The sequence below is a fragment of the Streptomyces sp. ADI95-17 genome (genome assembly GCF_003846175.1).
In the GTDB taxonomy this organism is placed as follows: Bacteria; Actinomycetota; Actinomycetes; order Streptomycetales; family Streptomycetaceae; genus Streptomyces; species Streptomyces sanglieri.
In genome coordinates this window covers 1,273,346-1,286,981 of record NZ_ML123045.1, presented here as the reverse complement: position 1 = coordinate 1,286,981, position 13,636 = coordinate 1,273,346, and the positions used below count along the sequence as shown (strand labels likewise).

The 13,636-nt window shown below is 69.1% G+C and carries 14 protein-coding genes; 5 read left to right on the top strand and 9 right to left on the bottom strand.

The window, feature by feature from the left end:
* Positions 1-254: 254 nt before the first annotated feature.
* Positions 255-896 (bottom strand): DNA-3-methyladenine glycosylase, encoded by a 642-nt coding sequence (locus EES42_RS13880; protein WP_124718436.1) that lies wholly within the window; start codon positions 894-896, stop codon positions 255-257.
* A gap of 73 nt (positions 897-969) precedes the next feature.
* On the opposite strand from EES42_RS13880, the gene EES42_RS13875 reads away from it, so the two are divergent.
* From EES42_RS13875 to EES42_RS13865, 3 genes are all read left to right on the top strand, one after another.
* Positions 970-1,752 (top strand): sporulation protein, encoded by a 783-nt coding sequence (locus EES42_RS13875; protein ID WP_124718435.1) that lies wholly within the window; start codon positions 970-972, stop codon positions 1,750-1,752.
* Positions 1,753-1,804: 52 nt separating this feature from the next.
* Entirely contained in the window at positions 1,805-2,335 is a 531-nt protein-coding gene (locus EES42_RS13870; protein ID WP_124718434.1) for a YbhB/YbcL family Raf kinase inhibitor-like protein, read from the top strand.
* A gap of 156 nt (positions 2,336-2,491) precedes the next feature.
* The gene (locus EES42_RS13865) at positions 2,492-2,998 is read left to right on the top strand and encodes an HNH endonuclease (RefSeq protein ID WP_124718433.1); all 507 of its coding nucleotides are present in this window, start codon (positions 2,492-2,494) and stop codon (positions 2,996-2,998) included.
* A gap of 60 nt (positions 2,999-3,058) precedes the next feature.
* On the opposite strand, the gene EES42_RS13860 is transcribed toward EES42_RS13865, so the two are convergent.
* The 4 genes from EES42_RS13860 to EES42_RS13845 form a co-directional block, all read right to left on the bottom strand.
* Complete coding sequence (locus EES42_RS13860) at positions 3,059-3,826, bottom strand: sulfite exporter TauE/SafE family protein (protein WP_124718432.1); 768 nt, start codon at positions 3,824-3,826, stop codon at positions 3,059-3,061.
* Between the two features lie 61 nt (positions 3,827-3,887).
* Positions 3,888-4,817, bottom strand: a complete 930-nt coding sequence (locus EES42_RS13855) for an SPFH domain-containing protein (protein WP_124718431.1) — start codon at positions 4,815-4,817, stop codon at positions 3,888-3,890.
* 146 nt (positions 4,818-4,963) lie between these two features.
* Positions 4,964-5,392: an NfeD family protein gene (locus tag EES42_RS13850; RefSeq protein WP_124718430.1), complete on the bottom strand. Its 429-nt coding sequence runs from the start codon at positions 5,390-5,392 to the stop codon at positions 4,964-4,966.
* 90 nt (positions 5,393-5,482) lie between these two features.
* Positions 5,483-6,280 carry an ABC transporter ATP-binding protein gene (locus EES42_RS13845; protein ID WP_124718429.1) on the bottom strand — a complete coding sequence of 266 codons (798 nt, stop codon included), beginning with the start codon at positions 6,278-6,280 and terminating at the stop codon, positions 5,483-5,485.
* 142 nt (positions 6,281-6,422) lie between these two features.
* Between EES42_RS13845 and EES42_RS13840 the strand changes: the two genes are divergently transcribed.
* Positions 6,423-7,208 (top strand): hypothetical protein, encoded by a 786-nt coding sequence (locus EES42_RS13840; protein WP_124718428.1) that lies wholly within the window; start codon positions 6,423-6,425, stop codon positions 7,206-7,208.
* Between the two features lie 118 nt (positions 7,209-7,326).
* Here EES42_RS13840 and EES42_RS13835 read toward each other — a convergent pair whose 3' ends face one another.
* The 3 genes from EES42_RS13835 to EES42_RS13825 form a co-directional block, all read right to left on the bottom strand.
* Positions 7,327-7,575: a chaplin gene (locus EES42_RS13835; RefSeq protein WP_124718427.1), complete on the bottom strand. Its 249-nt coding sequence runs from the start codon at positions 7,573-7,575 to the stop codon at positions 7,327-7,329.
* A 145-nt stretch (positions 7,576-7,720) separates the two neighbouring features.
* Positions 7,721-8,365, bottom strand: a complete 645-nt coding sequence (locus EES42_RS13830) for a response regulator (protein ID WP_124718426.1) — start codon at positions 8,363-8,365, stop codon at positions 7,721-7,723.
* A complete protein-coding gene (locus EES42_RS13825) occupies positions 8,358-9,503 on the bottom strand; it encodes a GAF domain-containing sensor histidine kinase (RefSeq protein WP_124718425.1) in 1,146 nt (381 codons plus the stop codon). The genes EES42_RS13830 and EES42_RS13825 overlap by 8 nt, the downstream gene beginning before the upstream one ends.
* A 494-nt stretch (positions 9,504-9,997) precedes the next feature.
* Between EES42_RS13825 and EES42_RS13820 the strand changes: the two genes are divergently transcribed.
* A complete protein-coding gene (locus tag EES42_RS13820) occupies positions 9,998-10,768 on the top strand; it encodes a transglycosylase SLT domain-containing protein (protein ID WP_124718424.1) in 771 nt (256 codons plus the stop codon).
* Positions 10,769-10,863: 95 nt separating this feature from the next.
* Here the strand turns inward: EES42_RS13820 and EES42_RS13815 are convergent, their stop codons facing one another.
* Entirely contained in the window at positions 10,864-13,425 is a 2,562-nt protein-coding gene (locus EES42_RS13815) for an ABC transporter ATP-binding protein/permease (protein WP_124718423.1), read from the bottom strand.
* Between the last annotated feature and the right edge of the window lie 211 nt (positions 13,426-13,636).

Genomic DNA, 13,636 nt, shown 5'->3' with positions numbered 1-13,636 from the left:
TCCGAATTTGAATTCCGGTGGCCTTGGAGGGGCCTTGCCTTTCGGCGTGTTCACTACGTTAGCCGATTTCCTTGGCGGCTCATAATCGAGCCGAATGGGATTGAATTACGGCATGCCGAATTCGCACCCGCCAGGGTGATTCGTAGGTAGTGGTTGGCCGCTCAGGGATGCTCGGATGGGGTCTGATGGACCTCATCGACAGCAGCACCCGTCTCAAGCGGCTCGGACTACATTAGGCGCCCCTCAAAGGCGAGTCAAGTTGCGCGGCGGCGTGGCACATGGGCCCGGTAGGGGCTCACCGTGGGGTCGCCGTCGATCCAGAAGCGCCAGGGATGTGTGGCGCCGTCGCCGCCCACTCCGGTGCGGGGGCCGTTGCGTACCTGGTCGCGTGGGGGCGGGGTGCCGTGCAGTACGGACAGCGAGGCGCCGGGGTGGGCGATGGCGTCGGTGCCGTTCAGTGCTCGGTCGACATCGAGGGCGGTGGCCAGGCGGGCCGGGCCTTTGGCCAGTTCCTTGTCGTTGCGGGCCGAGTTTCGACGTTCGCGGGTGAGTTCGGCGCCGACCTGGATGTCGCCGGCGCGGAGCAGGACCCCGCTGGCCCGGCCCTCGGGCCCGCACACCAGGTTGAGGCAGTGCCACATGCCGTAGGTGAAGTAGACGTACGCGTGGCCGGGCGGACCGAACATGACGCTGTTGCGTGCGGTGCGGCCTCTGAAGGCGTGCGAGCCGGGGTCGATCTCGCCGGCGTACGCCTCCACCTCGGTGAGGCGGAGTTCGATGGGTCCGTCCGGTGTGGCTCGCACCAGGGTCCGGCCCAGGAGGTCGGGTGCCACGTCCAGTACGGGGCGGTCGAAGAAGTCGCGTGTCAGCGGCGTACGGTCCAAGCCCTCGATCATGGCGGTCGAGGGTACCGGGAACCGACTACGGTCGTGGCGCGTATCTAGGGGTCAGGACCAAGGAGGAGTAAACATGGGCTTCAAGCGGCTGCTCGCGAGCATGGGTGCCGGTGGCGCTTCGGTGGAGACCGAGCTTTCCGAGCTCAACGTCGTACCGGGTGGGGTCGTCCAGGGCGAGGTGCGGATCCAGGGCGGTTCCGTGGATCAGCAGATCGAGGGACTCTCCGTGGGCCTGCAGGCCCGGGTCGAGGTCGAGGGCCATGACACGGAGACCAAGCAGGACATCGAGTTCACCAAGCTGCGGCTCGGTGGCGCGTTCGAGGTGCGGGCAGGCGCCGTGCACGTCGTACCTTTCGGGCTCGAAATCCCGTGGGAGACGCCGATCACGATGTTCGCCGGTCAGCATCTGCACGGCATGAACATCGGCGTGACCACGGAGCTGGAGATCGCGCGGGCGCTGGACTCGGGCGACCTGGACCCGATCAACGTGCACCCGCTGCCGGCCCAGCAGGCCATCCTCGACGCCTTCGGCCGGCTCGGTTTCGGCTTCCGCAGCGCGGACATGGAGCGCGGTCACATTCGCGGTACGCGTCAGCGGCTGCCGTTCTACCAGGAGATCGAGTTCTTCCCGCCGCAGCAGTACCGCGGGCTGAACCAGGTGGAGCTGACGTTCGTCGCGGACGACCGTGAGATGGACGTCGTCCTGGAGATGGACAAGAAGCCGGGGCTCTTCAGCGAGGGCAGCGACTCCTACCGCGCGTTCAAGGTCGGGCTGCACGACTACCAGGGGACCGACTGGGCGGCCTACCTCAATCAGTGGCTGGCGCAGGTCGGCGGTCAGCGCAACTGGCTCTAGGGTCGGTGGGAGACCTGCTGACAGCAGTAGAGCGATCAGGAGAGGTGCTGACGTGACCGAGCCGAAGAGGGCGCCGCTGCCGCACGACTTCCATCCGGAGGTGCCGTCGTTCACGGTGGTGAGCGAGGATCTCGCCCCCGGCGCCGTGCTGGCGGACGCCCAGGTGTTCGCGGCCGGGAACACCTCGCCGCAGCTGCGGTGGGAGGGATTCCCGGCGCAGACCAAGAGTTTCGCCGTGACCTGCTTCGACCCCGATGCCCCCACCGGCAGCGGATTCTGGCACTGGGTGCTCTTCGACATCCCGGCATCGGTCACGGAGCTGCCGGCCGGTGCGGGCAGCGGGAAGTTCGAAGGCCTGCCCGCCGGTGCCGTACAGGCCCGTAACGACTACGGGTCCAAGGAGTTCGGCGGTGCCGCTCCGCCGGCCGGGGAGAACCACCGCTATGTGTTCACGGTGTACGCGGTGGACACCGAGAAGCTGGGTGTCGACAGTGACGCCTCGCCCGCGGTCGTCGGTTTCAATCTGCGGTTCCACACGCTGGGCCGTGCTCAGCTGATCGGCGAGTACACCGGTCCCGCCTAGTACCCGGTGAGCCGAGAGTTCCCCTGCTGTTTGCCCTGCCCTGGTCTTGGAGAGATCAGGGCAGGGCATTTTTTATTGCGTTGTCCATCACGGCTCGCCCGGCCAGAGTTGATCCGGGCCTGCCAGGGGGCGGCCGGCACACGGGAGGTGGGCGAGATGCGGGACACGCTGGTACTGAACGCGAGCTTCGAGCCGCTGTCGACGGTGACGCTGAATCGTGCGGTGGTGCTGATTCTGCAGGACAAGGCCGTCGTCGAGCAGTCGCATCCCGATCTCCGCATGCGTGGTGCCGCCGTGGACATTCCGGTACCCCGGGTGATCAGGCTCTGCCGGTACGTACGGGTGCCGTTCCGAAGACATGCCCCCTGGTCCCGGAGGGGTGTGCTGATACGGGACCAGCACCGGTGCGCGTACTGCGGGCGGCGGGCGAGCACCGTCGACCACGTGGTGCCGCGTGCCCAGGGGGGTCAGGACACCTGGCTCAACACTGTGGCGTCCTGTGCCGAGGACAATCACCTCAAGGCGGCCCGGACGCCGGAGCAGGCGGGGATGCCGCTGCTGCGCCAGCCGTTCGTACCGTCTCCCGCGCAGGCGATGCTGCTGGCGATGGGGTCCGGTGACCGGTCGGCGCTGCCGGAGTGGCTGGAGGGCACCGCAGCGTAGCCGGCGTACGCATTTCGTCGTGGTGAAGCCCGTCTCCGTGGGGAGGCGGGCTTCGCCGTGTCAGCGGAGCAGCAGCTGGACGATGGCGGCCGTGCCGACCGCGACGATGAGGACGCGCAGCACGGTGGGGCTGAGGCGGCGGCCGATCCTGGCGCCGATCTGGCCGCCCAGCGCGGAGCCGACCGCGATCAGTACGACGGCCGTCCAGTCGAAGTCCGCGACGAAGAGGAAGAAGAGCGCGGCGATGCTGTTGACGACGGCGGCCAGGACGTTCTTGACGGCGTTGAGGCGCTGCATGGTGTCGTCGAGCAGCATGCCCATCAGGGAGAGGTAGATGATCCCCTGGGCGGCGGTGAAGTAGCCGCCGTAGACGCTGGCGAGCATCAGGCCGACGAACAGCAGCGGTCCGCCGTCGGGGCGGGCGGGGGTGCCGCTGTGCTCGCGTCTGCGCTGGACCGCTTTGCTGATGCGTGGTTGCAGGATGACCAGGACGAGAGCCAGGGCCACCAGGATCGGCACGATGGTCTCGAAGGCCGTCGAGGGCAGGGCCAGCAGGAGGGTGGCGCCGGTGAGGCCGCCGATGAGGGCGCCGACGGCGAGTCTGAGTACGCGGCGGCCCTGTCCCTTGAGCTCCTCGCGGTAGCCGATGGCCCCGCTGACGGAACCGGGTATCAGGCCGAGGGCGTTGGAGACGGTCGCCGTGACCGGGGGGAGGCCGGTGGCGAGCAGCACGGGGAAGGTGATCAGCGTTCCCGAGCCGACGATCGTGTTGATCGTGCCCGCGCTGATGCCCGCGGCGAAGACGGCGAGCATCTCCCAGATGTTCATTGCGTATCCCCCGTGCATGATCGGTGCTTGGTGCATTGATCATGCACGGGGCGTGTACGCGTCAGTCGACCGGGGGCTGTTCCCGGCGTTCCTTGCTCGTGTCGAAACCGGGGGCGCCGTTGCCGAGGTTGCCGAAGGCGCCGCTGAGGCCCTTGAGGGCGTCGCCGATCTCGCTGGGCACGATCCAGAGCTTGTTGGCGTCGCCCTCGGCGATCTTCGGGAGCATCTGGAGGTACTGGTACGAGAGGAGCTTCTGGTCCGGGTCGCCTGCGTGGATCGACTCGAAGACCGTACGGATCGCCTGGGCCTCGCCCTCGGCGCGCAGGGCCGATGCCTTGGCCTCACCCTCGGCGCGCAGGATCGCGGACTGCTTCTCGCCCTCCGCGGTGAGGATCGCGGACTGGCGCGTACCTTCGGCCTGGAGGATCGCGGCGCGCTTGTCACGGTCGGCGCGCATCTGCTTCTCCATCGAGTCCTGGATGGAGGTGGGCGGCTCGATCGCCTTGAGCTCGACGCGGTTGACGCGGATGCCCCACTTGCCGGTGGCCTCGTCGAGGACGCCGCGCAGGGCCGCGTTGATCTCCTCGCGGGAGGTCAGGGTCCGCTCCAGGTCCATGCCACCGATGATGTTGCGGAGGGTGGTGACGGTGAGCTGCTCGATCGCCTGGATGTAGCTGGCGACTTCGTAGGTCGCGGCCCGCGCGTCGGTCACCTGGTAGTAGATGACGGTGTCGATGTTGACGACCAGGTTGTCCTGGGTGATCACCGGTTGGGGCGGGAACGGCACGACCTGTTCACGGAGGTCGATGCGGTTGCGGATGGAGTCGATGAATGGAACGACGATGTTCAGGCCTGCGTTGAGCGTGCGGGTGTAGCGGCCGAAGCGCTCCACGATGGCGGCGCTGGCCTGCGGGATGACCTGGATCGTCTTGATCAGGGCGATGAAGACGAGCACCACCAGAATGATCAGAACGATGATGATCGGTTGCATCGTGTTCCTCGTTGCCCTTCGGTTGCCGACGGATCGCGATGATCGAGGTCGAGTTCGCGGGAGGGGCCGGAAGCTGTGCCGGCCCCGATCTCATGATGATCGACTTCGAGTCTGACAGAACGCGCGCTGCCTTGTGGGTGGTTCGGTCACATGACGACTGCCGTAGCTCCGTCGATGTCGACGACATCGACCTGTTGGCCGGGATCGAAGCTCTGGCCCTCGTCGAGTGCGCGGGCGGACCAGACCTCGCCGGCCAGCTTGATCCGGCCGCCGCTGCTGTCGACCCGCTCCAGGACGACCGCCTGACGGCCTTTCAGCGCATCGATGCCGGTGGCGAGTTGGGGCCGGTCGTTGCGGTGTCTGGCGGCGATCGGACGGACCACCGCGATGAGCGCCACGGAGACCACGACGAACACCAGCACCTGGGCCACGATGCCGCCGCCGAGTGCCGCGACGACAGCCGCCGCGACCGCTCCGACGGCGAACATGCCGAACTCGGGCATCGCAGTCATGACGAGTGGGATGCCCAGTCCCACCGCGCCGATCAGCCACCACACCCACGCGTCGATGTCCACGGGGCCATGGTAGAACCGCGAACGCCCTCGCGGACAGGGCGCAAGCCGGCCGCTGCGCCCATTACGGCCGGGAGTCCGCGTCGGTGGCGGTTACGAGAGCGGCAGTCCGTGGGCCGTGTAGCGGTCGCCGGTGTGCTCGACGACGAGCGGCAGTCCGAAGCAGAGGGAGAGGTTGCGGGAGCTGAGTTCGGTCTCCATGGGGCCCGCGGCGAGCACCTTGCCCTGGCGGATCATCAGGACGTGGGTGAACCCCGGGGCGATCTCCTCCACATGGTGGGTGACCATGATCATGGAGGGGGCGTACGGGTCGCGGGCAAGCCGGCCGAGGCGGCGGACCAGGTCCTCGCGGCCGCCGAGGTCGAGTCCCGCCGCCGGCTCGTCGAGGAGCAGCAGTTCGGGGTCGGTCATCATGGCGCGGGCGATCAGGGTGCGCTTGCGCTCGCCCTCGGACAGGGTGCCGAACTTGCGGTCGAGGTACTCGGTCATGCCGAGCCGGTCGAGGAAGGCGCGGGCGCGCTCCTCGTCGACGGCCTCGTAGTTCTCGTGCCAGGTGGCGGTCATGCCGTACGCGGCGGTGAGCACCGTCTGCAGCACGGTCTGGCGCCGGGGCAGCTTCTCGGCCATGGCGACGCCCGCGATGCCGATGCGGGGTCGGAGCTCGAAGACATCGGTGCCGACGCCGCCGAGCTGCTCGCCGAGGACCTTGGCGGTACCGGTGCTCGGGAAGAGGTAGCTGGACGCGATGTTGAGGAGGGTGGTCTTGCCGGCGCCGTTGGGGCCGAGGATGACCCAGCGCTCCCCCTCCTTGACCGACCAGGAGACGTCGTCCACCAGAGCGCGTCCGTCGCGGACCACGGATACGTCCACCAGCTCCAGTACATCGCTCATGGCGCGTTGTCTCCCCATGCAGTGTCGAGATCGTCGGTACCTGTGGGCACAGCTCCCAGGGAAATCTACGCCACCGTGCGAGTGCTCCCGGCGCTGGGCCCGAGTGACGACAGCCCCCGGGCTCGTTCCCTAGGGTGTTCCCATGCTTTCGGAACCACGCTCAGGGCTGTTGGCCGCTTGGGGAAACGCGCTTCTGGCGGGACTGGTGTCGCCGGACGAGGCGGCGCTCGCCATTGTCGGGGAGGACGCGGTGCACCGCGTCGAGGGACTGCCGGGCGAGGCGGGGCCGGTCGGGCTCACGCTGGCGCTCGGGCGGCTGCGGGGTCTGGGGGTGACGGGATTCCGGGTGGCGCTGCCGGCGCCGGGTCATCCGCTGGGGCTGAGCGGTCCGCCGGATTTCAACGCGCGGGCGCTGGAGGCCGAGGAGGCGGTGGTGGCCTTCGGGGCGCCGTACGGGCTGGTTCCCGAGGTGCGTGAGGTGGGGTCGGCCGGGGATCTGCACATCGAGGTGGTGTGGCGTTGTCTGGCGGTGCGGGAGGCGCCGCCGGCCGATGTGCCGTCGCTGGGCGAGGCGGAGCGGGAGCTCGCCGAGGCGTTGCGGGACGCGACGGCGGTGCTGTCGCGGTTGGACGTGGCCGGTTCGGGGCCGGTGGCCGATGCGGCGGTGGACGCGTACCGGGCGCGGGCGGAGCGGGGGCGCGAGGTGCTGGCTCCGGGGTATCCGCCGCGGGCGGTGCGGGTGCTGGAGCTGGCGCAGCGGGTGGGGCTGCTGATCTCGGTGGCGTACGAGAACGGGCACGGCGGGGCGGTGAGTGCCTCGGAGATCGCGGCCCGGGGCGAGGCGCTGAGGCCGGTGGAGCGGGTGGCCCGGCGGGCGCAGGTCGCCGCGTACAACGCGTATGTGGAGGAGCGCGAGCGGGAGCGGTAGCTGTCGGTCGGGCGGATGACGAGTGCCGCCGGACGGGCTCGATGCGCCCGTCCGGCGAGGTGTGACCGTGGAGCCGGCGACGTATGACCGTGGAGCGGTCAGCCGGCCGCGGGGCCGGTCAGCCGTTCAGGCCGAGGTTGCCGAAGGCCGGGTTGAGCAGGCCGATCACGTTGACCGTGTTGCCGACCACGTTGACCGGGACGTCCACCGGGACCTGGATCACGTTGCCGCTGACCACGCCCGGGGAGTGGGCTGCGACACCGTCGGCGCCCGCGCCGTGTCCGGTGGCGGAGGCGGCGCCCGCGCCGGCGGCGATGATCCCACCGGCGATCATGGTGACGGCAGCGGCCTTCTTCAGGTTCTTCACTTCAGGATCCTCCTAGCGTGGCTGCGGCCGGCCGCCGCAGCACCTTGGAGAACGCCCCGGGGCCGAGCAGGTTGCGCCGTCCGGGTGACATACACCCGACAGTATGAATCTCAGCCCGGAGGAAGACGGTCCGCTTCGTCGCCGGTCAGCCCGCCGCCCCGTGCCGTACCGCCCACAGGGCGGCCTGGGTCCGGTCCGAGAGGTCCAGCTTCATCAGGATGTTCGAGACGTGTGTCTTGACGGTCTTCTCGGAGAGGACCAGTGCTCGCGCGATCTCGCGGTTGGAGCGGCCGTCGGCGATCAGGCCGAGTACCTCCCGCTCCCGTTCGGTGAGGGTGCTCCCCCGGCCCGTGCCGCTGCCCGAGTCCTCCTGGGCGAGCAGGGCCCCCGCGACCTCCGGCTGGAGCAGGACGTGGCCCGCGTACACCGAGCGGATCGCGCCGGCCAGGGCGTCCGGGTCGACGTCCTTGTACACGTAACCGGAGGCTCCGGCGCGCAGGGCGGGGACCACGGTGCGCTGCTCGGTGAAGCTGGTGACGATGAGGACCTTGGCAGGGTTCTCCAGCTCGCGCAGCCTGCGCAGCGCCTCGATGCCGTCGGTGCCGGGCATCTTGATGTCCATCAGGACGACGTCGGGGCGGAGCTCCTCGGTCCTGGCCACCCCCTCGGCGCCGTCGGCCGCCTCGCCGACCACCTCTATGTCGTCCTGGATCTCCAGGAACGTACGCAGACCGCGGCGGACCACCTGGTGGTCGTCGACCAGCAGCACCCTGATGATCTTGTCAGCCACCGGGTACCTCCATCTCGATCGTGGTGCCCTTGCCGGGCGCCGATTCAACGATGAGCCTTCCGCCGACGCCGTTCGCGCGGTCCCGCATCGACACCAGGCCCAGATGCCGGCCCGCCTGCCGGGTCGCCGCGGGTTCGAAGCCGCTGCCGTCGTCGGTGATCCGCAGCAGTGTGCCGCTGCCGTGCCGGGCCAGCGTGACCTCGACGTGCTCCGCCCCGGAGTGGCGCAGTGCGTTGTGCAGGGCCTCCTGGGAGACCCTCAGCAGCGCCTCCTCCTGGGCTGCCGGCAGGGCCCGTATGCCCAGGCTCTCGAAGGTGACCCTGGCCGTGTGGGCCCGGTCCAGGACCTGGATCTGGGTACGGAGGGTGGCGATGAGGCCGTCCTCGTCGAGCGCGGCGGGGCGCAGCTCGACGACGGCGGCGCGCAGTTCGTCCACGGCTTCCGCGGCGAGCGCGGCGACCTGCTGGAGCTCGCCCTTGGCGCGGGCCGGGTCGCGGTCCACCAGGGCCGCGGCGGCCTGGGCCGTCAGCCGCAGCGAGAAGAGCTTCTGGCTCACCGCGTCGTGCAGCTCGTGGGCGAGCCGGGAACGCTCCTCGGCGATGGTGAGCTCGCGGCTGCGTTCGTAGAGCCGGGCGTTGGTGAGGGCGATCGCCGCGTGCTGGGCGAGGATCGACAGCAGTTCCTCGTCCTCGGCGGTGAAGCCGCAGCTGCCCTCGGGTTTGGGGCAGCGTTTGTTGGCGAGGAAGAGCGCGCCGATGGTCTCCTCGCCGTCCCTGATGGGCAGGCCGAGGAAGTCGGACATGTCGGGGTGGGCGTCGGGCCAGCCCTCGAAGCGGGGGTCCTTGCGGACATCGGCGAGCCGCTCGGGCTTCGCCTCGTGGAGCATCGAGGCGAGGATGCCGTGCTGTCTGGGCAGCGGGCCGATGGCCTTCCACTGCTCGTCGCTGACACCGTCGACGACGAACTGGGCGAAGCCGCCGTGGTCGTCGGGGACGCCCAGGGCGGCGTACTCGGCGTCCAGCAGCTCGCGGGCCGAGGCGACGATCGTCTTCAGGACGTCGCGCACTTCGAGATGCCGGCTCATGGCGAGCAGCGCGGCGCTCACGGCGGCGAGACCCGACGGTGGGCGATGGCTCATGGCCTCACCGTACCGGCGGGGTTCGAACGCCGTATCGGCCTGTGGACGGCCGCCGATTAGGGCGCAGGGACTAGGTCCGTCCGCCTGCCGGCAGGAACGGCCTTCTGTACGGGGGCGGCCCCGTACAGAAGGGAACGGCCCCCAGACAGGGGTGGCGACCGCGTCAGGCGCCCTCGAAGGATCCGGAGTCTCACACTCCGAATTGCTAGAGCAACGGTTGGTGAGGTTGCCGCCCGCCCGGTGTGAGGCCGCGCATAGGACCCACGTCACTTACGAAGCCCGCTAGTGGACACACAAGCGCCACATCAGTGGTTATGAGCGCGGGCCGACACGTTCGAGCGGGGCCCCGGTCCACTACCCGGGTTCGTACGTCACACCATTGCCACCAGATTTTGCGGGCGCTAAGAATTGCTCTCGTCCCCGACGGAGATGCGAGAACGCTTCCCGTCTTCGTCCTCCGTGAGGACTCCCGCGATACGAAGAGGTACGTCTGCATGTCCGCGTCCAGCATCCCCGGCCGTCGTAGTCGCCTGAACAAGACCCAGAAGCTCTCCGTCGCGGGAATCTCCGCCATGGCCGTCGCCGCACTCTCGTTCTCGCTCGTCCCCGCCAACGCCGACCCCAAGCCCGAGGCGGAGACCCCGGTGTCCGCCGCCCCCGTGGTCCTCGCGTCGGCCGCCGGTACTCCGCAGGCCAAGGCCGTGCAGGCCAGCATCATCGAGCAGCACTCCACCGCCGAGAAGCTGGTGAAGGCCGCAGACCTCGCCAAGGCCAAGAAGGCCGCCGCCGCGAAGGCCAAGGCCGCCGAGGCCGCCAAGGTCAAGGCCCGGGCCGAGGCGAAGGCCAAGGCCAAGGCCGCCGCCAAGGTGAGGGCCAAGGCCGTCGCCGCCGAGCGCACCGCGCCGCAGGCCGCCAGCCGCTCCGAGGCCCGCACCCCGGTGTACGCCAACAACCTGGACGGCTGGATCAACCAGGCCCTGGACATCATGCGGGCCAAGGGCATCCCCGGCTCGTACGACGGTCTGCACCGCAACATCATGCGCGAGTCGACCGGCAACCCGAACGCGGTCAACGGCTGGGACGTCAACGCCCAGAACGGCACCCCGTCCTGCGGCCTGCTCCAGGTCATCCAGCCGACGTTCAACGCGTACCACGTCGCGGGCACCTCCTCGAACATCTACGACCCGGTCGCCAACATCACCGCCGCGGCCAACTACGCGGCCGACAAGTACGGCTCGATCGACAACGTCAACAGCGCGTACTGACCGGCACCGCGGATCGCCGGACGGTATCCGCACACGCCGAAGGGCGGCACCCCGCGCGGGGTGCCGCCCTTCGGCGGTCGTGTGCCGGGCCCGCGCTACTTGCGCATGACCTCCGGCTCGTGGCGGCGCAGCAGTCGCGCGACCACGACGCCGCAGACGATGCCGAGCAGCAGCAGCACCGAGATGTTGATCCCCCACTGGGTGGCCGAGTGCTCCCACAGCGGGTCGAGATCGGTCGGGCTCTTCGGGTCCCACGGCGCCATGAGGTGCGAGAGGTCGAGCGTCGTGCCCGCGCCGGCGATGGCCCAGCGGGACGGCATCAGCCAGGCGAACTGCTCCAGGCCGGGCGATCCGTACACCTGGAAGAGGATGCCGGTGAAGACGACCTGGACGATCGCGAACATGACCAGCAGCGGCATGGTCTTCTCGGCGGTCTTCACCAGCGAGGAGATCACCAGGCCGAACATCATCGAGGTGAAGCCGAGGGCGATGATCGTCAGGCAGATCTCGACGGCCGGCGGCATGATCAGGCCCTCGGCCGGCAGCTCGCGGGTGGCGAAGCCGATGCCGCAGATGATGACGCCCTGGATGGCGGTGATCACTCCGAGGACGATCACCTTGGACATCAGATAGGCGGAGCGGGACAGGCCGGTTGCCCGTTCCCGTTCGTAGATGACGCGTTCCTTGATCAGTTCTCGTACGGAGTTGGCCGCACCGGAGAAGCACATGCCGACCGCGAGGATCAGCATGATCGTTCCGGCGGCACTGTTGAACCGGGACGGCGGGTCCGGCGGGGCCAGGCCGAACTTGGCCGGGATGACCACGCTGACGACGCCGAGCACCGCGGGCAGGATCACCATCAGACCCATGAAGCCCTTGTCGGACGCGATCACCGAGACGTAGCGGCGCATCAGCGTCCACAGCTGGGCCGACCAGCTCTGCGGCTTCGGCGGGCGCATCTGCTGCGGGGGCGGCATGTGTACGGACTGTGCGGCGACGGCGTCGATGTCCGCGGCGTACATCTGGTAGTGCTGCGATCCGCGCCAGCGGCCCGACCAGTCGTAGTCGCGGTAGTTCTCGAACGCGGAGAAGACGTCGGCCCAGGTGGTGTAGCCGAAGAAGTTGAGCGCTTCCTCCGGCGGGCCGAAGTAGGCGACGGAACCGCCCGGCGCCATGACCAGCAGCTTGTCGCAGATCGCCAGCTCGGCGACGGAGTGCGTGACGACCAGGACGGTGCGGCCGTCGTCGGCCAGACCCCGCAGCAGCTGCATGACATCGCGGTCCATGCCCGGGTCGAGGCCGGAGGTCGGCTCGTCCAGGAATATCAGCGACGGCTTGGTGAGCAGCTCCAGGGCGACGGAGACGCGCTTGCGCTGACCGCCGGAGAGCGAGGTGACCTTCTTGTCCTTGTGGATGTCGAGCTTGAGCTCGGCGAGGACTTCGAGGATCCGGGCCTGGCGCTCGGCCTCGGTGGTGTCCGCGGGGAAGCGGAGCTTGGCCGCGTACTTGAGCGCCTTGGTGACGGTGAGTTCCTTGTGCAGGATGTCGTCCTGCGGGACCAGACCGATGCGCTGGCGCAGTTCGGCGAACTGCTTGTACAGGTTCCGGTTGTCGTAGAGGACGTCGCCCTGGTTGGCGGGCCGGTAGCCGGTGAGCGCCTTGAGCAGGGTGGACTTGCCGGAGCCGGACGGGCCGATGACCGCGACGAGCGACTTCTCCGGGACGCCGAAGGAGACGTCCTTGAGGATCTGCTTCCCGCCGTCGACCGTCACCGTGAGGTGGCGGGCGGAGAAGGAGACCTCACCGGTGTCGACGAACTCTTCGAGCCGGTCGCCGACCAGGCGGAAGGTCGAGTGACCGACACCGACGATGTCGTTCGGCCCGATCAGCGCGGAGCCCGACTTGTGGAGCGGCTGACCGTTGACGTACGTGCCGTTGTGGGATCCGAGGTCACGGATCTCGAAGCGGCCGTCGGGGGTCGCGTGGAATTCGGCGTGGTGGCGCGAGACCTGGAGGTCGGAGACGACCAGTTCGTTCTCCAGCGCACGACCGATGCGCATGACGCGACCGAGATCCAGCTGGTGGAACGTGGTCGGGCTGCGGTCTCCGTACGCGGGCGGAGCCCCCGCGGCTCCGCCCGCGCCGGGCGCCCTCGGCATGCCCTGCTGCTGCGGGACCTGCGGTTGCACGGGCTGCTGCGGCGGCACTCCCTGGGGTGCCTGCTGCGGCCAGCCCTGCTGCGGCTGGTGCGGAGCGGGTGCCTGGCCGGGCCAGCCGGCGCCGCCCTGCTGGGGCTGCTGGACCGGTGCCTGCTGGGCACCCGCGCCCTGTCCGCTGTACGCGTCGGCGGCCGTCGCGGCGGTGAGACTCAGCCGCGGGCCGTCAGTGGCATTGCCCAGGTGTACGACCGAGCCGGGGCCGATCTCCAGCTGCTGGATCCGGTTGCCCTGCGCATAGGTTCCGTTGGTGCTGCCGTGGTCCTCGATGAACCAATTCCGGCCCCCCCAGCTGATCGTGGCGTGCCGCCACGACACTCTGGCGTCGTCGATCGTCAGGTCGCCCTGCGGATCGCGACCCAGGGTGTACGACCTGGACGGATCGAGCGTCCAGGTCCTGCCATTCAATTCCAGTACGAGTTCCGGCACTCCGCGCCCCACTAGTTGTCCCCCGAGTTACCCCCATCACAGGGAGTCTAGGGATGCTGAACATCGTGGGGAACTATTCCAGGAGCAGTCCCCGATACGAAAGTCGAGCGGGCCGAAGACCCTACCTGGACCTGCATCGTTACGGTGCCGACACGAACCGCGGAAGCGGCGCGCGGCCAAAGGGAGCAGGGCGCGGCAAGCAACCCGAGTACGTATGAATCGC

Bases quoted from the DNA above. Each gene is read 5' to 3' on its own strand.
- EES42_RS13825 (WP_124718425.1), bottom strand. From the start codon at position 9,503: ATGAGCCATCGCCCACCGTCGGGTCTCGCCGCCGTGAGCGCCGCGCTG.
- EES42_RS13865 (WP_124718433.1), top strand. From the start codon at position 2,492: ATGCGGGACACGCTGGTACTGAACGCGAGCTTCGAGCCGCTGTCGACG.
- EES42_RS13840 (WP_124718428.1), top strand. From the start codon at position 6,423: ATGCTTTCGGAACCACGCTCAGGGCTGTTGGCCGCTTGGGGAAACGCG.
- EES42_RS13845 (WP_124718429.1), bottom strand. From the start codon at position 6,280: ATGAGCGATGTACTGGAGCTGGTGGACGTATCCGTGGTCCGCGACGGA.
- EES42_RS13855 (WP_124718431.1), bottom strand. From the start codon at position 4,817: ATGCAACCGATCATCATCGTTCTGATCATTCTGGTGGTGCTCGTCTTC.
- EES42_RS13880 (WP_124718436.1), bottom strand. From the start codon at position 896: ATGATCGAGGGCTTGGACCGTACGCCGCTGACACGCGACTTCTTCGAC.
- EES42_RS13860 (WP_124718432.1), bottom strand. From the start codon at position 3,826: ATGAACATCTGGGAGATGCTCGCCGTCTTCGCCGCGGGCATCAGCGCG.
- EES42_RS13875 (WP_124718435.1), top strand. From the start codon at position 970: ATGGGCTTCAAGCGGCTGCTCGCGAGCATGGGTGCCGGTGGCGCTTCG.
- EES42_RS13820 (WP_124718424.1), top strand. From the start codon at position 9,998: ATGTCCGCGTCCAGCATCCCCGGCCGTCGTAGTCGCCTGAACAAGACC.